Annotated in this window: 18 protein-coding genes; 11 read left to right on the top strand and 7 right to left on the bottom strand. The window is 58.1% G+C overall.

Annotated elements, in window-relative coordinates; genetic code table 11:
* Nucleotides 1-197: 197 nt before the first annotated feature.
* Nucleotides 198-1961 (top strand): phosphoenolpyruvate--protein phosphotransferase, encoded by a 1764-nt coding sequence (gene ptsP, locus NA78x_RS22750; protein WP_425614679.1) that lies wholly within the window; start codon nt 198-200, stop codon nt 1959-1961.
* A gap of 326 nt (nt 1962-2287) precedes the next feature.
* Complete coding sequence (locus tag NA78x_RS22745) at nt 2288-2491, top strand: DUF1737 domain-containing protein (RefSeq protein ID WP_425614678.1); 204 nt, start codon at nt 2288-2290, stop codon at nt 2489-2491.
* Between the two features lie 82 nt (nt 2492-2573).
* Here NA78x_RS22745 and NA78x_RS22740 read toward each other — a convergent pair whose 3' ends face one another.
* Nucleotides 2574-2942: a hypothetical protein gene (locus NA78x_RS22740; protein WP_425614677.1), complete on the bottom strand. Its 369-nt coding sequence runs from the start codon at nt 2940-2942 to the stop codon at nt 2574-2576.
* A gap of 74 nt (nt 2943-3016) precedes the next feature.
* Nucleotides 3017-3802 carry a hypothetical protein gene (locus tag NA78x_RS22735; RefSeq protein ID WP_425614676.1) on the bottom strand — a complete coding sequence of 262 codons (786 nt, stop codon included), beginning with the start codon at nt 3800-3802 and terminating at the stop codon, nt 3017-3019.
* Nucleotides 3803-3976: 174 nt separating this feature from the next.
* On the opposite strand from NA78x_RS22735, the gene NA78x_RS22730 reads away from it, so the two are divergent.
* The 4 genes from NA78x_RS22730 (at nt 3977) to NA78x_RS22715 (ending at nt 7890) form a co-directional block, all read left to right on the top strand.
* The gene (locus NA78x_RS22730; protein ID WP_425614675.1) at nt 3977-4312 is read left to right on the top strand and encodes a hypothetical protein; all 336 of its coding nucleotides are present in this window, start codon (nt 3977-3979) and stop codon (nt 4310-4312) included.
* A 443-nt stretch (nt 4313-4755) separates the two neighbouring features.
* Nucleotides 4756-5673: a DUF1571 domain-containing protein gene (locus NA78x_RS22725; protein WP_425614674.1), complete on the top strand. Its 918-nt coding sequence runs from the start codon at nt 4756-4758 to the stop codon at nt 5671-5673.
* Nucleotides 5674-6235: 562 nt separating this feature from the next.
* On the top strand, nt 6236-6808 hold the full coding sequence (locus tag NA78x_RS22720; protein WP_425614673.1) for a sigma-70 family RNA polymerase sigma factor: 573 nt from the start codon (nt 6236-6238) through the stop codon (nt 6806-6808).
* A 110-nt stretch (nt 6809-6918) separates the two neighbouring features.
* Nucleotides 6919-7890 carry an anti-sigma factor family protein gene (locus NA78x_RS22715; RefSeq protein WP_425614672.1) on the top strand — a complete coding sequence of 324 codons (972 nt, stop codon included), beginning with the start codon at nt 6919-6921 and terminating at the stop codon, nt 7888-7890.
* Nucleotides 7891-7902: 12 nt separating this feature from the next.
* Here NA78x_RS22715 and NA78x_RS22710 read toward each other — a convergent pair whose 3' ends face one another.
* Together NA78x_RS22710 and NA78x_RS22705 are read right to left on the bottom strand one after the other, a co-directional pair.
* Nucleotides 7903-8613 (bottom strand): phosphatase PAP2 family protein, encoded by a 711-nt coding sequence (locus NA78x_RS22710; protein ID WP_425614671.1) that lies wholly within the window; start codon nt 8611-8613, stop codon nt 7903-7905.
* A 131-nt stretch (nt 8614-8744) separates the two neighbouring features.
* Nucleotides 8745-9590: a hypothetical protein gene (locus NA78x_RS22705; protein ID WP_425614670.1), complete on the bottom strand. Its 846-nt coding sequence runs from the start codon at nt 9588-9590 to the stop codon at nt 8745-8747.
* Nucleotides 9591-10056: 466 nt separating this feature from the next.
* Between NA78x_RS22705 and NA78x_RS22700 the strand changes: the two genes are divergently transcribed.
* The 5 genes from NA78x_RS22700 to NA78x_RS22680 are packed head-to-tail and all read left to right on the top strand — an operon-like array spanning nt 10057 to nt 15746.
* Entirely contained in the window at nt 10057-12804 is a 2748-nt protein-coding gene (locus tag NA78x_RS22700) for a hypothetical protein (RefSeq protein ID WP_425614669.1), read from the top strand.
* Nucleotides 12805-12844: 40 nt separating this feature from the next.
* A complete protein-coding gene (locus tag NA78x_RS22695; protein ID WP_425614668.1) occupies nt 12845-13636 on the top strand; it encodes an SDR family NAD(P)-dependent oxidoreductase in 792 nt (263 codons plus the stop codon).
* Between the two features lie 30 nt (nt 13637-13666).
* Nucleotides 13667-14521 carry a formyltetrahydrofolate deformylase gene (locus tag NA78x_RS22690; protein ID WP_425614667.1) on the top strand — a complete coding sequence of 285 codons (855 nt, stop codon included), beginning with the start codon at nt 13667-13669 and terminating at the stop codon, nt 14519-14521.
* A 56-nt stretch (nt 14522-14577) separates the two neighbouring features.
* On the top strand, nt 14578-15444 hold the full coding sequence (locus NA78x_RS22685) for a glycerophosphodiester phosphodiesterase (protein WP_425614666.1): 867 nt from the start codon (nt 14578-14580) through the stop codon (nt 15442-15444).
* Nucleotides 15445-15470: 26 nt separating this feature from the next.
* On the top strand, nt 15471-15746 hold the full coding sequence (locus NA78x_RS22680; protein ID WP_425614665.1) for a hypothetical protein: 276 nt from the start codon (nt 15471-15473) through the stop codon (nt 15744-15746).
* Nucleotides 15747-15895: 149 nt separating this feature from the next.
* Here NA78x_RS22680 and NA78x_RS22675 read toward each other — a convergent pair whose 3' ends face one another.
* The 3 genes from NA78x_RS22675 to NA78x_RS22665 are packed head-to-tail and all read right to left on the bottom strand — an operon-like array spanning nt 15896 to nt 19304.
* Nucleotides 15896-17857 (bottom strand): helix-hairpin-helix domain-containing protein, encoded by a 1962-nt coding sequence (locus NA78x_RS22675; protein WP_425614664.1) that lies wholly within the window; start codon nt 17855-17857, stop codon nt 15896-15898.
* Nucleotides 17854-18732, bottom strand: coding sequence for a PP2C family serine/threonine-protein phosphatase (locus NA78x_RS22670; protein ID WP_425614663.1), 879 nt, complete (start codon nt 18730-18732; stop codon nt 17854-17856). Before NA78x_RS22670 ends, NA78x_RS22675 begins: the two co-directional genes overlap by 4 nt.
* Nucleotides 18627-19304: a vWA domain-containing protein gene (locus tag NA78x_RS22665; RefSeq protein ID WP_425614662.1), complete on the bottom strand. Its 678-nt coding sequence runs from the start codon at nt 19302-19304 to the stop codon at nt 18627-18629. The genes NA78x_RS22670 and NA78x_RS22665 overlap by 106 nt, the downstream gene beginning before the upstream one ends.
* Nucleotides 19305-19369 lie beyond the last annotated feature (65 nt).

Genomic DNA, 19369 nt, shown 5'->3' with positions numbered 1-19369 from the left:
CAGCTTCCGACTGCTGGCAGAGAACCTGGGCGGGAAGAAGTGTCTTCTTTGTGCCAAGGCTAGCAACGGGGCTGTCGGGCATGCCGCTCTGTTCACCTTTAGCGGCGAATAATGCAAATTAAATACCCCTTGCGGCTTTCCGGGGCCTTTGTTCGTTTGTCAGCACCTGGGTTAGGTGCTACATTTTCGCTTCGACTATGCGCAAAGGAATCCCCGTATCACCCGGCGTCGCGGTTGGGGTCGCCTACTGTATCCACGAGATTTTCATTAATCCGGATACCAAGCGACTCGAAGACCACGAAGTAACCGCCGAACTGGCGAACTACGAAACTGCTCGTGACGAAGCGGCCGCGGAACTGCGCGCGCTGCAGCACAAGGTCGCAGCCCAGGTCGGCGAGAACGAAGCCCAGATCTTTTCTGCCCACGAATTGATCCTCCGCGACACCAACTTCACCAATAAGGTCCGAGGCTGGATCGTTGACGAAAGGCTGACTGCCCAGGCAGCTCTCCATCGCCTGCTGGAGCAATACACGGTCCTGTTTGCCAAGACCAACGACGAATACCTGCGCGAGCGGATGAACGACCTGCGGGATGTCGTCATTCGGCTGAACGCACACTTAACGCAAGCCACCAACACGCCCGCCGATCAACTGAATCAGCCTGTGATCTTGATCGCCGACGAATTGCTCCCTTCGCAGGTGGTGGCCCTCAAAGGTCTCGTTGTCAAAGGCATCGTCACGCAAGCTGGCAGCCAAACGAGTCACGCTGCGATCATTGCCCGCAGCAAGGGCATTCCCGCCGTCTCGGGCATGCGCAACATTCTGCGGCAAGTGAAAAACGGCGATACGGTCGTCGTCGATGCTCGCGGCGGTCACGTCCTGATCAATCCCGACCCCGAACAACGCAGCGCCTATCTCAAGCTCGAACGCGAGTTCTTCCTGCTCAAGGACACGCTCGCCGAGAATAAAGATCAACCCGCGGTCACCGCCGACGGTATCAAGCTCGATCTGCTCGCCAACATCAACGGTGCGTCGGACTGTGCTAGTGCCGTGGCGATGGGCGCAGCCGGCGTAGGACTATTTCGCACGGAATACATCTATCTGACGCATCCCGACGTGCCCGACGAGGAAGAACAGTACATCGCCTATCGCGATGCCATCCTCGCCACGCCCAACAGCACCATGACCATTCGCACGCTGGATATCGGCGGCGACAAAACGGTTCCCTACCTGGGGCACACGCATCAGGAAGCCAACCCCTTCATGGGCTGGCGCAGCATTCGTCTGTCGTTCGAGCATCCCGAGTTTTTCAATACGCAGCTGCGAGCCGTGCTGAGGGCCGCTGCCGACGGCGTGCAATCGAACACGCAAGTCAAACTGATGTTCCCGATGATCACCACCGTCGAGGAAGTCCGCAAAACACGCGCGATGGTCCGCAAAGCGGCCCAGCAACTGCGAGCCGAGAACAAGCGCTTCGCCGAAGTGCCGCTGGGCATGATGCTCGAAGTTCCGGCAGCCGCGATCTCGATCAACGATATGCTTCCGCTCGTCGACTTTGTCTCGATTGGTTCGAACGACCTCGTGCAATACCTAATGGCCGCCGACCGCGATAATCCCAAGGTCAGCCATCTGTGCCAGCCTCTAGCGCCGCCCGTGCTGCGCGTCCTCGCTACCGTCATCAAGGCCTGCAACAAAGCGGGCAAGTCCGTTACCCTGTGCGGCGAAATGGCGGCTCAGCCGCGGGCCTTCGTCCTGCTCTTTGCGATGGGCCTCCGCAGCTTCAGCATGAGTGCGTCGTTCATTCCTTCGATGAAGGACCTGGCCTCGCATCTCACCGAAGAGTCGTGCCGCACCATCCTCCGCCGCGCCCTCACCCTGCGGACCACGCAGGCCGTGAAGCGCTACATGGCCGAGCAACTCGCCATCCTCGCGCCCAACCTGCGCATGTTGGATATGGACTGAGGTAGGGCCGGAGATTCGGAGTCCGCAACAAGTTCCAGTTGCCGTAAGTCTTCAATCCGGGCCAGCCGTCCGGGGAAACTTCTTTCACAAACGGCCGGGGTTTGTGAACGCGCCCCCACGTATCTCTCGGGTGCGGCGCGCCTGTGTGTTCACAAACCCTGCCGGTATGTGAACACCCGCTCATTCGGCGCGTTTGGACTTACGTCGACTCGCTTCGTGTGGTGAGCCCCAAAGCTTGCCGTTTATTCGGCTGGGTTTGCCTGGAAAGTGCCGCCTGACACTGGCTATGATGGAGATCGCGACGGAACATTGCCCGTGGAGTTTCGATGAAATTAAGCTACGGTCATTCGGTGCGGATGCGAGCTTTCATGCAGTACACGATTTTAGTGGCATCAAGTCCTGAGCAGTTGGCGGAGCAGGTCAATCAACGCATTGCCGAGGGGTGGATGCCGTCGGGTGGCGTCAGCGTTGCTGTCTACGTGGGGAGTGTCACTTTCTGCCAAGCCATGATGCAGGGTCAGGGTAAGTGACCAATCGTTCGCGAGTTTGGTTGATAGTTGCGGGCCGCGAGTGGGACCGACTAGCAACCCACTTATATTGTGCTTCCGCTATTTAGTCGCTTGATCGGACGGTCGCAGAAGCCCAGTTGGTGCAATCCTGCAGCTGCCAGCGACCGCCGACTCGCTTAAGCTCAAATACGTTGCCACTTCGTTTCAAATGGCTATCAGGAGTTCCGGTCAATACGCGGACTTCGTCAACCCCAAATCGATGGATGGCGAGAACTGGTTGTTGTGGCGACGGTAAACGGTCTTTCATCTGTGAGAATATTTCAGCAATTTCTGATGGAAGAAGATTGTCCTTAACGTGATGCAAAGATGCTTGTCCTAAATCAACCTTCAGGGTGCTGCGGTCGATCCACCACCCAAGCGAAAGAGCAACTATCAGGATCAGCAAGAACAGTTCTCTGAGGTTGATTCTCATAGCCTCACTCTAACTGCGCACAAACAAAGCCCGCCAGGTTTCGCGGGGCGGAAGCATTCTGAGCCACGCGCTGCCTATTTTTCGTCCGCAGACTCTTCACTTGTCTTCTCTTTCTTGTCCGCCGCAGGCTTCTCGCTCGCTTCGCCATCCTTTTTCTCCCCGGACTTTTCGCTCTTCTTCTCGTCCTTCTTGTCTTCCTTTTTCTCAGCTGGCTTTGCCGCGGGTGTTGCTGTTCCCTTTGTCGCAACGGGCGTCTTCACCACGGCCTTCACCACTTTGTCGACGGCTGCTTGCGTCTTGACCGGATCGGTGGCCCCTTGGGCGAGTTCGATCACATCGGGAATGGTGGTATATTCGCCGGCAACGGCCAGATCGGTGACCCCTTTCCAAATGTGCGGGGCGATCTTCGGATTGTCTTTGGTCCAGGCCAGCCAGGCGTACTCGCTGTTGGCGTCACGCGCTTCGAGATAGCGCACGACAATCTCTGGGTCGCCTGTTCGCATTCCCAGTACGCCGCGACCAGCAGTGATCGAGTGCCAGGTTTTCTTGTTGGCCGGCGGCACGGTGACGATGTTGTTCGTCGTCAGATGGGTCGAAACATCATTTGGAATTTGCTTGTACTCAATCCCACGCACCTGCAGGCGAATGATCGGGATCTCGAGAAAGAAATAGCTGCGGCGTTCCAGGGTTTCGGCGCAGATTTCGGTCCCGTAGACTGAGCCGAAGAACCACACGATGACGACCGAGAATAGCCCTACGGCACCTACCGTCAACACGCCCCACAGAATCTTCAGCCACAGGCTGACGGGCTTGCCTCGCGGGCGAGAAGTCTTAGTGGCAGTGGCAGTAGCAGTAGCCATCGATCACTTATACGTAGTAGAGAAGCTAAGCAGCGGAGAACCGCAGCCGTTGATTGCCTCTCATTCTTTGCCAAATGGTGGCAACAATCAACTGTGCGCCGCTTGGTCGGCGGGCGAGTAACCCTTGCGCAACACCAAGCTGACGTGCCGGCAGGGGAAGTTTAGAATTCAACGATGCAAACGAAACGCACAGCTCCGGTCCTCTTGGCAACTGCGCTGCTCATTCTCTTGATTGCCTACGTCGGCAGTTATTTGGTGCTAGTGCTGCCCGAAGGACGCACAGCGTGGGTGACTGGCACTGGAATGAAGGCGGACATCGCCCTGCTTCACTATCGCGTCGATGGGCAGTGGCCACGCGCCGTGTATTTGCCGCTCGAGCAACTCGACCGCACGGCGCGGCCGGCCTCCTGGACCAACAATGGTTCTATCGGGCTCGATTTCTCTCCCCCTGTCCAGCAAATGATGCCCCTGCAGATCGACCGACCCTGGGAATCTGACGAAGAGCACTAAGCGCTTGCCGAAAGCGCTGGTTTCGCAACTTTCGAGCTCGTTGCCCGCAAACGAGCCCTCTTTTCCTCTCGCCTCGGTATCGCACTAGGGTTAAGATATAACGGCTTTAGCGTCTGCTTTTGCAGTGCGGGGCGCGAAGCTGGGGAATTTCCATTCGCCGCGGTTGACTGAGTGAATATCACCTTCCGGTCGCGGCGATAAATTTCCTAGTCCCAGCTGTCAGCACTGAAAAGTGACCAGGCTGGCCGGCTCAACCTGCGTGGCCGGTCATCAATAAGTAGTTTTCCTGCAGATACTTAGGTATCGCACGGGGACTGCAGTTCGGACTGAGCGGGTCGGCATTGCAAAATGCTCCCACGGATGGACTAGGCTCAATTCAGGGAAGATCGCGTTCGTACTGTGGCTGGCGGCCAAGGGCGAATGCCAGATAGGAGATTTTGCCAATGGCTGATCAATCGCTGCTGCGTTCGCTGCTCGCACGACGCTCGTTTCTGCAGGCCCTGAGTATTAGCGGCCTGAGTGCTGCCGTCGCTCTTGGCAATCCACCCGAATCTCGCGAACAGCTTCGCGAACCGATCTTTCGGGTCTCGAAGAACAATCCTCCCGGCGAAGCGGCCGTGAAGGCTGCGGCTCACCCGCTCGATCCCGCGATCGACCTGGCCAACGAAACGCTCGTCAAAATCCAGAGCGAAATCGTCGACTACACGGCGATGATCGTGAAGCGGGAACGAGTGAACGGCAAGCTCGGCGTGCATGAGTTCATGGAAGCCAAGATTCGCAATCGCAAGATTGTCGATGGCAAGCTGACGCAACCGCTGTCGGTCTATCTCAAGTTCGTCAAGCCAGACTCGATGAACGGCCGCGAAGTGATCTGGGTCGAAGGTCAAAACAACGGCAAAATGCGTGCTCACGAAGGTGGCGCGGCCGGCAAGTTTCTGCCCACCGTTTGGCTGCCACCCGATGGCGTGCTCGCCATGCGTGGTCAGTTGCACCCCATCACCGACATCGGCTTCGAAAACATGGTGGTGAAGCTGATTGAAAAGGGTGAAAAAGATCGCAAGCACGGCCCCAACGAGTGCGAAGTCGAATTTAAGCCGGGTGCCAAGATCAACGGTCGCGTTTGCACGGTGCTGCAAGTTCGCCACCCGGTGCCCCGGGCTCACTTCGAGTTTCACATCGCCCAGATCTTCATCGACGACGAAACGAAGCTGCCCGTTCGCTACGCGGCCTATCACTGGCCCACCGATCCAGCCGATAAACTCGGCCCAGTGGTCGAGGAATACACTTACCTCGACGTCAAATTGAATCCTGGCCTGACCGACGCCGACTTCGATTCGAACAACCCGAACTACAACTTCTAAGCTCAACACTTAAAAGCTTGAATTTTCACACCGAGCGATGCCGCCATGCATCGCTCGCGTCGTTTCTTGCGGCAGCGAGGATGTCGATGGCGAGCGCTATTTTCCCTTCGCCTGCGAACTACCGGTGCGAGATCCAAATGCTGCGCTGGCAAGTACTTTGCCATATCTCAACCGCTTGAGTAGATGCGACGAATTATTCGGGTCGCAATCGAACCAGACGCTGGACCGTCTTAATCTGACTGGAAGGTAATCGTGGGGCGCACGGTCCGTTGGATAAACCAAAAGGAATCAGTGCCGTTGAGTTGAATCTGGCGACAAACCGGCGAGAATGCATGCCTGCGTTAGTTGCGCACCGGCTTATTGACCTCCAGCATTCGAGGGGGCCGTGATTATTTCAACCGGTTTTTGAAGTCGAAATGCGACAAGTGCGTTTGCAGCTGTAACCTGATGTGTGGCAAGGATTTGCTGCGTTGATTGGCAGGCTGGTGGAACAGGCAACACCAGTCAAACAAATTCGTTCCGGAACTTTCCTCTCTGTATCCGCGTCCAAGGCGATGACAACGTGACGCACGACGATGGACACTTAATCCAGGCAACCTTGCGAGGCGACTCGCAAGCCTACGGCAAGCTGGTGCAAAAGTACCAGGACCGGTTGCTCACGGCTTTAGTGCACGTTTGCTCGTCGCGACACGAAGCCGAAGATGCCTTGCAAGACGCGTTCGTGCAGGCCTATCTCAAGCTTGCGTCCTTTGCCGGAGGCAGTGCGTTTTACACTTGGCTGTATCGCATCGCCTTTAACACGGCCATCAGCCGGCGGCGCAGAAGACGCGACGAGAGTTCGGTCGAACAGAATCGCGAAATGACAGGCGATGAGCCCGAAGACGATTGCGAAGGGGTGGACGAAAACCTCCTTCGCCAGGAACGAGCGGTACAGGTGCAACGAGCCCTCGGCAAGTTGACCGATGAACATCGCTCGATTCTGGTCCTGCGAGAAGTAGACGGTTGCGACTACGACCACATTGCCGACATTTTGGAATTGCCGGTCGGAACGGTTCGCAGCCGCTTACATCGAGCTCGCTTGCACCTCAAAGAAGAACTCTCCGCGATCCTTCAAGCCGAAGGGAGCGAAGATTAAAGAACAGGCAAAATGAAGTAACGGTTTGGATGAGGCTGGTGCCAGCCAGCCCACGATGATCAGGCGGGACCTAAAGGATTTTGATCCCCAACAGCGGATGGTAGTGCGAAATGAAAAGTTCGATCCACGATGAACGTATCAGCAGCTTTCTGGACGATGCCTTGCCAGAAGCCGAGCGCGTAGCCTTTCAAGCTCAGCTTTCGCGCGATCCTCAGTTGCAACAGCATGTTGCCGACTTGCAGCAACTGCGTCGCGACGTCGCCACGTTGCCCCGCTACTCGGTCAAAGAGGGTTTTGCTCAGCGAGTCGTCGCTGCGGCAGTAGCCGCCAAGGCCAGCGAAGCAAAGGCCGCTCCTGCACCTCGCCAACCGACCTACCAGGTTACAAATCGCCGCGTTATCGTCGGCGTTTTGGCTGTGGCTGCCACCGCCGGCATCATCATGGCCTCGATTCCTTGGCTGAATACCGGCAAGGATCCCGTAACGGCAACTAACCCCGTCAATGCCAACGAAAACAACGCTTTGGCCGCTGTAGTGGCCGCCTTGCCTGGCGAGGACGAAGCCCTCGTGCTGCGGATTCGCTCGCCCAAGGAACTGGCGGCTGGCAAACGGCTGATGGATGTATTCACCGAACAGGGCTTGGAAGAGCGACGTCCTTCCGATCGTTCCGTAAATGGCCCCCAAGTTGGCAAGGCCTATCGCGATCAGCAGGTGGCCAGCAAGCTTGACCGCAATCAACTGACTCCAGCAGCCGCGGCGATGTATGTCGAAATGTCGGCCGAAGAATTGCAAATGGCTTTGAGCCAAATTGCCCAGGAAGATGACAGTGTCGAGTTTGTTCCCGAAGGCATGCTGGCGGTTGCCAAGCCGGTGGAAGGCACTACCAGCAACCAAGCCGCGGGAGAAATCGCCGGAGTCAAAGGTAGCGGCAGCAAGAAGGCTGACTTTGTGCAGGCCATGACGCCTAGCATGTTTCGACTGTCGAAGTCACCTGTAGCCGTCAAGCACCACAACAAGGTTACGACCGAAGTCGCTCCTGGCCGCAAGGTTCGCGTGCTGATTCTGATTGAAGACGCTGAATAGCAGTCTTCGGCGCTAAGATTCCCAACGGCGGAAGCGGCGTTCGAGCCAGCGCCAGTGGAGCAGCACGGCGGTAAAGAAACAGGCGACCGCGGCCCCGGCCAGCGTATCGCTCAGGTAGTGAGCACTGCTGACGACGCGCTGAATCATGGCCAAGGCAGCGAGCAGCAGAAACCACCAGGTGCCGCGCGGATAGAGAATGCTGAGGGCTAGCGCCAGGCCTGTGGCGGTCGCGGAATGGCCCGAGGGAAATGACATGAGCACGTGTTTCCAGGGACCGGGCAAACGGCTCTGGAAGAACAGCGGCAACCAGGTCGCAAACGATTCTTGAAAGTTCTCGGGCCGAAACTCAGCGCTCGGTCGCCAACGCGCAACGATTAGCACCTTGCACACGTCGGCAAATAGGCCACAGCCAAAACCTCCGATCAGCAACCGCGGCGTCACGCGCCAGCCCCGCACGTCGAGCACGCCGGCCGTGATGACGATCATCAGCACGCTCAGTCCGTAGCCAAAGACCTCGCCCAACATAATTAGTCGTAGCAGGTCTCCTTTGATGGGCCGGTGCTCGTGCCGCATCCAATTGGAAAGGGGCACATCGACAAAGAAGGCCCCGAACATCAAGACGACGAGTATGCCGCTGGCGATGAGACAGCCCATGCTGGTGATGTGCCAGGGAGTCAGTTCGTCGTCAGCAAGGGTGGGCGAAACTTCGCGCGGCTTCTGCATGGTTCCTTCCAAGGGGAAACTCGCCGGTCAAGAAATGCAGCGGGCGTTTGCCTGGCCTGCAAACGCCCGTTCAATATAGCGAGTTTTGGTTTATCGCCGAACCTCAACTGTTCGGCGACGAGAGGAGCGAATTACTTTTCGCTCAGCGAGGCCGATGTTTCCTTGGCAGGAGACTTCTTCGCGGCTTCTTCGGCTCGGTAACTTGCTTCGCGAGTCGCACGAATGCCAAACTCAAGTTGAGCTGCGGTAAAGTAAGCCTCGGTAGTGCCATCGAGGTGCTTTTTGCCAATCTTGTTCTGCAGTTCGTTCCAAGGCAATTCGCTGCTCAGGTGCCAGGCCGCGGCTTGAGCCGACTTCTGATCGATTTCACCCTTGGCGAGCATCTTCACGAGTTCGATGACGTCACCCTTCGAGGTGAACGATTCGATGGGGCGAATGTCGTAAGGAATGCGTGGGTTTGGGTCAGCCTTGCCATGCTCGAGGCAGACAGCGATCACTTTCAGTTTGCCGACCTTTTCGGGGCCGACATTGAACAAACCGCCACCACCCATTCCGCCGCCGCCCATGCCACCCATCATGCCGCCACCCATACCACCCATCATGCCGCCGCCCATGGCTTGATTGCCACCGCCGCCCATGCCGCCACCACCCATGCCGCCACCGCCCATGCCGCCCATCATGCCGCCGCCCAACTGGGCCAGCACGGGCACACCGACGAAGGCTTCCGGCAACTTGATCGAGAGAGGCTTGTTGGTCTTGTTCTTGATGGTGACGATGCCCGTCGTTGAATCCTTCGGAATCAACTTGACTTCGATGTCACCCTTTTTCGCGGCAGCAAAGAACTCGACCATTTCTGCAGGCTGAGCTTTGGCGTCAGCGGGTGCAGCTGGCGTGACCGGGGTCACTGGTTCTGCGTGCAAAGTCGTTGCGACCAAACCGAGGGCCAGAAAATAACCGAGCAAAAAGCGGCACTTCATCGTAGATCCCCAAGCTTATGAATTCTCTGTTTCTGAGTCGGCCGGCAGCAATCGATCGTTTGCAGACCAGACACGCAGGCTGCGCATAGCAGTGCCGCATGTTGAGCAAATGGTCGATGTTCCGGACTCAGAGCGCCCCTCAGCTGTCGCGACCTTCTGAAAAGTGGCTATTTCGCGGTCAGCTGGTTCCCACTCAGAATAATCGAGCACCCGGAAGAAAACAAACTGAAAAGGAACGAATTCCTGCCTACCAGCCGGTTTCGGACCAGACCGGGGGTGCCAAGCTTGCAGCGAAGCGAACCGGACAATCGCTAGAACCGCCAGCGGCGGAATGCTGGCTACAGACCGCCCAGTGGTGCAGCTTTTTCGCAGCGCCAAAGGTTGCTTTTTCGCCTCAGGTTGCCAAATTGCGTGGTAGGTTTCTAGGGTGCCTTACTCTGTCCGCACTTTGCCTTTGTAACCGGTCATGTCCACGATTTCCGCCATCTCGAAATCCGCTCTGTTGCTGGCCGTTGTCGCCATCGCAACATCTGGCGGCTGCGCGATTCCGGCCATCGATCCGACGGGCGAAGGCTTTTTCTCGGGCACGACTTCTTTCGCCAGCCTGCGGGACTGCCCGCTGATTGCCAAGCACCACCAACCACCCGCGCCGTGCGTTCCTCCACAGCTCGCTCCGCCACAGATCATCGGGCCTGTTGTCGGTCCGCAGCCTTGCGCGCCGCCGGTCATGGTGGTCCCTGTCAGTTGCAATCCGCCGGCACCTCCGCCGATCGTCGTTGTTCCCGCCGTTCCGATGACCCCCGCCGCCTGTGCGGTTCCGCCTCCTGCGCCACCTCCGCTCAAAGTCGTGCAGTGTGCATCGCCGACTGCTGCTCCAGAAGGTGATTGCGAAAACGGCCCGACGCTCAAGATCACGCCGAACCGAATGGTCGCGGCCGTTGGAAGCGAAGTGGTTCTGTCGGCTGGTATCTGCGGCAAAGACGGCTACTACGTCATGCGTCAGCCCTTGGAGTGGATGCTCGCCCAGGACGGTGCTGGTCAAATCGTAGCCATCGGCCAAGAGAGCCCTTACCGGTCGTCTTACTTCTTGCGTCACTCACCGCAGAAGATTTCGCCGCAGTATGCGCTCGCTCATACCTCGACCATTTCCCAAACCGTTGATCGCGGTACCAAAGACCCGAGCGACGATATTGTCCTCAAGCGGGGCCAAAGCTGGATCAGCGTGACTTCGCCCAAAGAGGGTGCCTCGTACATAACCGTTTGGTCGCCCAAAGAACACAACTTCGACCGCCGCCGCGCAAACGCAACCATCTACTGGGTCGATGCCGTTTGGGCGTTCCCGCCTTGCAGTGTTGCGCCGATTGGTGCTCGCAACGGCCATCGACTGACCACGACCGTCCGTCGTTCTGGCGGAGCACCCGTCTCTGGCTGGACCGTTCGCTACGAAGTGCTGGAAGGCCCCGATGCGGTCTTTGGCGCGGGTAAAGCTCGCGCGGTGGAAGTGCGAACCGATGTGCAGGGCGTGGCCATTGCCGACCTGTTTCCCCAATCGAATGTGCCGGGCATTACTACAGTGCGAGTGCAGATTGTACGCCCCGCCGGCGGCGATGTTCCAGAAATGATCGTCGGCCAAGGGACGACGAATGTGAATTGGACTGCACCGGGCCTCAGCGTTTCGGCGAGTGGCCCGACGACGATCCCCGGCGATGGCTTGCTGAGTTACCAGGTCGAAGTGATGAACACCGGCGATCAATTGTCGCGCGATGTGGTCCTCAAGTTCACGCCGCCGACGAATGTCACCGTCCTTAATAGCTCGCCTTCGGCCGAGATGTTCGGCAATCGCCTCGAGTGGCGACTGGGCGATCTGCAAGCTCGCGGCCGGACCAGCGTGAAGGTGAATTGCCGCGCGGCTGTCGATGGCGACCTGCGTTCCACGTTTATGGCCACTACCAGCGACGGCAATTTGAAAGCCGAAGGTACTGCAGCGACGCGAGTATTCCGTCAGGCACTTTCCGTACGCATGAACGGCCCCGATTCGGTCGAAGTGGGCAAGCGCGCAACCTTCCAAATCGAGATCACCAACACCGGCAGCGAAGTGCTGCGCAACGTCACGCTCACCGACCGCTTTCCGGCTGAACTGGTCCACTCCGATGGCGAAACCAGTCCGATCTCGCGCTCGATCGGCGATTTGCAACCGGGACAAAAGATCAATACGCCCGCAGTCACCTTCATCGTGACCCGTGCGGGGCAACATTCGCACCGTCTCGACGTCACCGCCGATGGTCAGCAATCGGCCACGGCCCGTGGTGTTGTCACCGGCATTCAAACGCAAGTGATGCCCGCCAAGCTGCAACTGCGTTTCTCGCAGCCGCAACAAGTGCGGGCTGGCGAAAACGCCGAGATCGTTGCCGAAATCACCAATCTCGGTGGCTCAGTTGCTCGCAACGCAAAACTAAATGTTGTCTACGGGGCGAACTTCACTCCCGATCGTGCGACTCCCGGCCATCAATTCGATGAAGCCCGCCGCACACTCACCTGGAACATCGACCAGCTGGGTGCCGGCGCTACGCTCAGCAAACAGATCAACCTGCGAGCGCTCCAAGCCGATGAACGAGCAGCGGTGCTAGTCACGCTGCAGCCAGACCAAGGCCAGGCTGAGACGCGTCAGATCAACATCCCGATCGTCACGGGAGCAGCCCGCGAACCAGCACCTGTTCCCGTTCCACGCAATCCCGCAGCCACTCGCGAGCCAGCTCCCGCTCAACCGCCACGCGCCGATATCCCCCGCCAGCCACCTGCCGCGGCTGCGCTCCCCGGCGGCAATCTGGAAGTAACCCTCAGCCAAACGGCTAATCCGATTCCGCAAGGCAAGACCACCACGTACATCGTGCGAATAAAAAATGATGGCAGCGGCGCCGATGAAGATCTGGCGATCACGCTGTTCCTGCCTGCCGGCCTGAGCTTTAAGAAAGTCGTGGCTACCGAACAAACAGCCTTCAAGGTGCAAGGCTGGAACGCAGATAAGAGCCAGATCGATTTCACGCCCGTGGCAATGGTGCGAGCCCGCGAGGAAATGCCTCCGCTGCAAATTGAAGTCGAAGGAACCAAGCCCGGCATGTTCAAATTTCAAGTCGAGATTCGCAGCAAGCGAAACCCGAAGCCCATCGTCCGCGAACGCGAAACGACGGTGAACATGCCCGCTGGTGCCCGCTAGATTCAGACCGACCTCTCTACGACAGCCGGAAAGGAAGCTCATGTCGCCGGTCAGTGAATTTGATACGCCCCTTCCCCCAGGCTCGCTCTCCGGCTTAACGGCACTCGTGACAGGTGGCGGAACGGGCATTGGCCGTGCCATCTGCCAGCAATTGGCCACGCTCGGCGCGAAGGTGATCATTCACTTTCACAGCAGTCATGTCGAGGCCGAAGCGACCCTGCAATCCATTCGCTCGAGCGGCGGCATTGCCCAATTGGAGCAAGCCGACCTGGCCGATCCGGCTGCGGGTGCATCGCTCGTCGATCGCGCCGCTGCCCACTTCGGCGGGCTCGATCTGCTCGTCAACAATGCCGGCACCGTCGTCGAGCGAGCCAGGATTGAAGATTGTTCGCTGGAACTGTGGCAGACCGCGCTCAACGTGAATCTCACTTCTGCGTTTGTTGTCACGCAACGCGCAATCCCTCACCTGCGTAAAACCGGCCGCGGAGCCATCGTCAACATTCTGTCCCTTTCGGTGCAAACCGGCGGCGGCAATGGCGCGGGCCCCTATGCGGCTGCCAAAGGCGGTTTGCAGGTTTTCACACGCACACTCGCCCGCGAGTTAGCCCCGCAAGTGCGCACGAATGCCGTCATGCCCGGCGTCATCGAAACTCGCCATCACGAACAATTCACCACTGCCGAACGCATGGAGCAGTATCGCCGCGAAACTCCGCTGGGCCGCAATGGCACCGCTGAGGAAGTCGCCTCGGTCGTTTCGTTCCTTGTCAGTGACGCTGCCCGCTTCGTGAACGGCGCGCTGATCGATATCAGCGGCGGCCGCTTCCTGCGGTAGTCTCCTCCCAACTGTTAGCACATTCGAATCATGCAAATCGTCGTCACTGCCGTTGGTCCCGATAACGTCCGCTTGGCCGATCCCATCATTCACTACCTGACGGGACAAGGAGCCAACATTGCCGAAATCCAGATGTACGACCATGACGAAGAGGCTCTCTTCGCCATGATGGTCCGCGTGCATCTCCCCAGTGCGCAGCTCGGCGAAGTGCGCACGGCTCTGAGCGAAATTGGTGAAGCAACCAAACTGAGCGTCCGTGTGTGGTCGCCGGAAGAACGAGCTTCGCGACCGCGTTTGGCGATCTGCGCCACCTATCGCACGGAGCCGCCACTCGCGATTTTGCGAGCCATTCGCGATGGCGTGCTGAAAGCCGATGCCGCCGTGATGATCGGCAACCGACCGAATTGCCGCGGCATTGCCGAGCAGTTTGATGTTCCGTGGGAAAGCATCGGCGAGAACGATGGCCGAGCCAACGACGACCGGATGATCGACATTCTCGATCGCTACAACGTCGACTACGTGATTCTCGCCCGCTACATGCGAGTCCTCCCCGCCGGCAGTTGCTGGAAATACGCCGGTGGTCGCATCATCAATTTGCATCACGGATTGCTACCAAGTTTTCCCGGTTTGCGGCCGTATCACGATGCCTACGCGGGGCGGATGCTGACCTATGGTGCGACTTGCCACTTCATCGTTCCCGAGCTCGATGCCGGCAATCAGACGATTCATCAATCGACCTTCACCGTCCCGCCCGGTATGAAGCTGGACGAGATCATTCGCATCGGCCAAGAAGACAACGAACCCCGCTGCCTGGTGGAAGGGGTGCGCCGCGTCGTTGATCGCGAAGTGCAGCTGCACTTTCATCGCGTGATTGCGTTAAAATAACTCCGCCGGATCTGCCGCTTGCTAACGCGGCATTTCAATCAACACTCGGAGTTTCTATGCGCCGTCTCTCTTCGCTTTTACTGGTCTGCAGTGTCGTCGTCTCTTCTTCTCTGGCTGCGTCACTGCTCGCCGCGGATAAAGCTCCGTCGAAAGCGGCCGAGCTTGTCGGTGCGAAACGCGTGATCGTGATCGCCCATCGTGGCGCGAGTGCTCACGCGCCGGAGAACACAATTCCCGCGTTCGAAATGGCACTCAAAACGAAGTGCGATCTGATCGAACTGGACTATTACCACTCGAAGGACAAAGTGCCGGTCGTCTTTCACGACAAGACCCTCGATCGCACCAGTAACGCTGTCGAAAAACTGGGCAAGGAAAAGTTAGAACCCACGGAAGTGACTGCCCAGGAATTGCAGACGCTTGATGCGGGCAAATGGAAGGACGCCAAGTTTGCCGGCACTAAGATCCCGACGCTCGTCGAATCGCTCGACGTCATTCAAAACGGCGGCATGACGCTCATCGAACGCAAAGGCGGCGACGCCGCGACCATCGTCAAGCTGCTTGACGAGAAAAAACTGCGTGGCGACGTCGTGGTTCAAGCCTTCGATTGGAAGTACATCGCCGACTGCCACAAGCTGGCGCCCGATCTCGTGCTGGGATGCCTCGGCAGCAAGGAACTGTCGGCCGCGCGAATCGCCGAAGCCAAAGCGGCCGGCGCGACCGCCATTGGTTGGAAACACGACGATCTGAACGAAGCGAACATCGCCGCAGTGCATGCCGCGGGCATGAAGGTCTGGGCATACACGGTGAACGAACGTCGCCGCGCCAAGTACCTGATTGAAGCTGGCCTCGACGGTATCATCACCGACGACCCAGCCAACATGCAGGGGCTTCTTGAGTTGCTGGCGAAAGAGAAGAAGTCGTAACCTTGTTCTCCTGAGCCGGAAGAGACATGGCAGACATCAAGCATCCAAAGCTGCTGTATCTGAAGGGCGGGCTGTTCGTCTTGACGGGACTGCTCGCCGTAGTGGCGATTCTTTTGATGTATCCTCACTGGCAATTGGCCCTGCTGCTGGCGATTGCCATCTGGTCGTTCTGCCGCGCGTACTACTTTGCGTTCTACGTGATTCAGCACTACATCGACCCGCGGTTTCGCTTCGCCGGCCTGTGGGACTTCGCCTGCTATCTCTGCGGGCGAAAGCAAACGCCTACCAAGACCGAAATGTAAGCAAAACCGCGGAAGTGGGGTGATAAATGGGAGGGGTTTATCAACAGCAAAATGCGTGGCGCTCGGGTTTGGCGCTAGTTGGCGTTGATTTATGGAGGGCATTTATCAACGAATAGGATCGGGGACTCGGGGTCGTGTGCGTGCTCAACCTAACTGCACACCGCCAGATCGGCCTTCGCCTGATAGTAGGCTTTGAGCCGGGCGATGTACTCGTCGGAGAGACGGACGATTTCGTTCTTGCCGTCTTCGCTGATGCGGGCAAGTTCGCTGGCGAGGTTGGTCAACTTGCTGCTCAACTCGTAGCGCCGCTGCGATTGCCGGCTGCGGAGCTTCATCATTTCGGCAGCAGGTATGCCGCGCGCAGCTTCAAAGCGAAATTGCTTTTCCAGACCTTTGCGCCATTCTAAGAGTGAGCGAGATAACGCACTGCCGAGGCCGGGCACGTTTTGCAACGCGGCCAGTTCGACGTCGGCGGCGGTTTCGATGTTGTATGCTTCCAAAGTTGCGACTCGCTCGGGGCCAATCTTTTCCAGTCTTGCATTGCGAATGAAATTGCGATCGAGGTATTCGCGCAACTGGCTCTCTTTTGCGCTCGCTTGCAGTTCCTCCATCTCGCTCGCATCCAGTTGATCGAGTGATTCAAAAGCTTGCTTCGCCTCTTTGGCTTCGCGCAGCCGTGCATCGAACTCGTGCGTGTAGTGCGTGACGGCCCGCTTAATCCGCTGCTCGCTGGTGCTCAATTCCGAAGTGCGATTCTTGAATCTCAGCCGGCGTTTGCGCACTTCGATCAAGAACGACGAACTGGAGTAGGTGATGAACCAGGCAGCCGCCAGAACCAAGAAGATGCCGACCGCCAGATACAAAAAGCGAACGTCGTGCAGACCGAGAAGTCCAAGCAGGGGCGACAGCATCACCAGCACCCCCAAGACGCGCACGATCTCCCAGTTTTTGGTCACCCCGGCGGGCATTCCTTTGGGAGGACTCTCGCTGTCGCGTGGCAAGCGGATGTTATCGAACGCTTGCTTGGGATGGGTGATCGCTTGAATCTTGGACCAGATCGACGCGATCTCGATCGTCAATTGCGGAGCCGATAGACTCTGCAGACAGACCGAAATGAAGTAGTGCGGCCCCAAGCCCCGCTGAATGCGACACCAGGGACAATCGGCCAACCCCTCGTAATAAAAATGACTCGGATCGTTGGCACAGCGACGAATCTTGGCTTCGAACCGCGATAGAGCTTCGGCCCAGCGCCGCGCATGTGGACGAACGCCCTCGACGTTCGAACCTTTCGAAAACGCTCGCATGAACAGGCTGTTCAGTTCCGGCGAAAGATCGGCGAGCAGCAGGCTATGCGGCGGCGGAGCCATTTGAAACGCGGCTGCATCGTGACCGAAGGCAAAGCGGAACTCTTTGATCAACTGTGGAATCGGCTTATCGCCCGAACCGCGATAGCCGGCAAACGGATGTCGCCCCATCATCAGCAGCCGAAAGATCACCACCGCCAGTCCGAACGCGTCGTGATTGGCAGTGCGTAAGGTCGAGCTGAGTGGGCTGCCGTGCAACTCCGGCGGCAGAAACTCGGGAACGGCCACATCGCAGTAAAAAACGTCTGCATGATGCTTCAACTGAAAGGAATCACAGTCGATCACTTTCACGAGCGCATCTTTCGAGACGAGAAAGCCGCGGTTATTGATGTCGCCAATCACAATGCCATTCGAATGCATCGTTTGCACGGAGGCCGCACAGTTTCTCGCCGCTCGCACCAGAAATCGCCAATCGGCAGCGGGAAAGTGCGTGCGCCGATGAGCGGGCGAATCGAGCTCGTGCATTTCGCTCGCGGCTTCGATCTTGGGCATGACAATGCCGACCGGGGGACCACCCGCAACAGCATGCAACGTCGCTACGGGCCATGCAGCCACTTCGGCAATCTCGTCCGAGGCCATCGCTACCATCGCCGCGAGTTTTGCTGCCTTGCGCGTCGAGGGGGGCGAATGATAGAGCTTGGCAACAAGCTGCGAGAGCCCCGTGATTTCGTAGATGGCCCCTTCACCACCGGCGGCGATCTGGTTCCCCAGCCAATACGTTTGACCTTGTGGCCCCAGATACTTCATTGCGCCGGACTCTGCGGGAAGCACGACGCCAGGATCAACGTCTTGTCATCATCGGTCCGGTCGTTGATCGCCTTGGAATCCAAAAAACTGCGCAACAGGGGAAAGAGCGAATCAAGATCTTCGGTCGCGCGCAGCCGTTCGAACAATGGCCGCAGAAAAGGCTCGTGAACCGTCTTTTCGGCAAATCGCAGCACGAGACGCTCCAAACCGTCGGTAAAGACGGCGATGTCGGCCGGCGGTTTATCCATGCGGGCAATCTCGACGCAATCGAGGAATTTCTCCGACGTGAGAAAGTTGGTGGTATTCACGTACTCGCCACTTTGCGGCCAGAAAATGGCAGTGAAGGCCTCCTCGCCGCGGACCACCATCGCGCCATCGCCAATCTGCGCGAACAGGGCACTGTTGGCATCGACGATGGCCAAGAGAAGCGTGCAAGCTAGCTCGCGCTTCTTCACTTCCAGCACTTCGGCTTCGGCGGCGATTCTGGCATCGGCGGCGCGGTAAGCGTCGTGAATCACTTCATCGGTAAATGCTGCCACGTTGCCGCGCTGGTCGAGTTCGCTGCGCAAAAACTGCAGCAGTGTGTCACAGGCCAGTGCAGAGCCGATATCAGAATGACTGGCCGAGCCTGCGCCATCGGCGCAGACAATGCAGATCGTATCGCGAGTCTCGTCCGGCCAGATAACGACTCGGCAAGCATCCTGGCACGGCGAATCACCGCTGCTGTGCGACGTTCCTTGGACGGAATCGTAGATCGCTTTCCACATGGCTATACAATCGCGGCCCAACCAGTCGGCGTGACAGGATTCACCAGGGGCACCACATCGTCGCTCGGATTCGAGCGCGATACCGACTTCAGCGAACTCGAAAGCCACAAGAACAATTCGCGAAACCGCATCCCCTTCAAGGCCAATGGCTCGCGTGGGGTGAACTGCCGCAGATTCTCGTACTGCGCGTTATCGACACCCACCGCAAACAGTGCGAATGCTTTGTTCTTATCGCCTTCCATCGAACGCTGGGCCGCGTGTTCCCAGCCCGGATCGTTCGGCGCGCCATCGGTGATCAGAAAGATCCAGGGGCGATAATAGGCGATACTGTTCTCGCGATACGTTCGTTTGCGTTGTTCGAGAATGGCCATCGCGGTATCGACGGCTTTGCCCATTGGCGTCATGCCGGCCGGAGTCAACTGCGGCGGATTGAGCCCTTCCGCTGTCGAAAAATCATTCACCAGCACCACGTCTTCACCGAACGTGATGATCGCCACTTCGACCCGCTTCGAAGCCAGGCTGTCGGCGGTCAATTCATCCTTGAAGACGCGAATCCCTTCATTCAATTGCGTGATGGGATTGCCTGCCATCGAGCCGGAAACATCCAGCACGAGAATACAAGGAACTCGAGGCTCGGGATTTTCCGCGAAGTCGTTCGTTCCGAACGGAATCTGTTCCATGGCGGCTCTGCTTGTTGGATCGCTGGAGAGTTAAAGCTCGTTTACGCTACACGACTGGATTTTGA

This window comes from Anatilimnocola aquadivae (assembly GCF_049819085.1).
GTDB lineage: Bacteria > Planctomycetota > Planctomycetia > Pirellulales > Pirellulaceae > Anatilimnocola.
This window is presented reverse-complemented; position numbering and strand designations above follow the sequence as displayed.

What these genes read in the sequence shown, in the direction of transcription:
- ptsP (WP_425614679.1), top strand. Translation starts at nt 198, where the DNA reads ATGCGCAAAGGAATCCCCGTATCACCCGGCGTCGCGGTTGGGGTCGCC.
- NA78x_RS22745 (WP_425614678.1), top strand. Translation starts at nt 2,288, where the DNA reads ATGAAATTAAGCTACGGTCATTCGGTGCGGATGCGAGCTTTCATGCAG.
- NA78x_RS22740 (WP_425614677.1), bottom strand. Translation starts at nt 2,942, where the DNA reads ATGAGAATCAACCTCAGAGAACTGTTCTTGCTGATCCTGATAGTTGCT.
- NA78x_RS22735 (WP_425614676.1), bottom strand. Translation starts at nt 3,802, where the DNA reads ATGGCTACTGCTACTGCCACTGCCACTAAGACTTCTCGCCCGCGAGGC.
- NA78x_RS22730 (WP_425614675.1), top strand. Translation starts at nt 3,977, where the DNA reads ATGCAAACGAAACGCACAGCTCCGGTCCTCTTGGCAACTGCGCTGCTC.
- NA78x_RS22725 (WP_425614674.1), top strand. Translation starts at nt 4,756, where the DNA reads ATGGCTGATCAATCGCTGCTGCGTTCGCTGCTCGCACGACGCTCGTTT.
- NA78x_RS22715 (WP_425614672.1), top strand. Translation starts at nt 6,919, where the DNA reads ATGAAAAGTTCGATCCACGATGAACGTATCAGCAGCTTTCTGGACGAT.
- NA78x_RS22710 (WP_425614671.1), bottom strand. Translation starts at nt 8,613, where the DNA reads ATGCAGAAGCCGCGCGAAGTTTCGCCCACCCTTGCTGACGACGAACTG.
- NA78x_RS22705 (WP_425614670.1), bottom strand. Translation starts at nt 9,590, where the DNA reads ATGAAGTGCCGCTTTTTGCTCGGTTATTTTCTGGCCCTCGGTTTGGTC.
- NA78x_RS22700 (WP_425614669.1), top strand. Translation starts at nt 10,057, where the DNA reads ATGTCCACGATTTCCGCCATCTCGAAATCCGCTCTGTTGCTGGCCGTT.
- NA78x_RS22695 (WP_425614668.1), top strand. Translation starts at nt 12,845, where the DNA reads ATGTCGCCGGTCAGTGAATTTGATACGCCCCTTCCCCCAGGCTCGCTC.
- NA78x_RS22690 (WP_425614667.1), top strand. Translation starts at nt 13,667, where the DNA reads ATGCAAATCGTCGTCACTGCCGTTGGTCCCGATAACGTCCGCTTGGCC.
- NA78x_RS22685 (WP_425614666.1), top strand. Translation starts at nt 14,578, where the DNA reads ATGCGCCGTCTCTCTTCGCTTTTACTGGTCTGCAGTGTCGTCGTCTCT.
- NA78x_RS22680 (WP_425614665.1), top strand. Translation starts at nt 15,471, where the DNA reads ATGGCAGACATCAAGCATCCAAAGCTGCTGTATCTGAAGGGCGGGCTG.
- NA78x_RS22675 (WP_425614664.1), bottom strand. Translation starts at nt 17,857, where the DNA reads ATGAAGTATCTGGGGCCACAAGGTCAAACGTATTGGCTGGGGAACCAG.
- NA78x_RS22665 (WP_425614662.1), bottom strand. Translation starts at nt 19,304, where the DNA reads ATGGAACAGATTCCGTTCGGAACGAACGACTTCGCGGAAAATCCCGAG.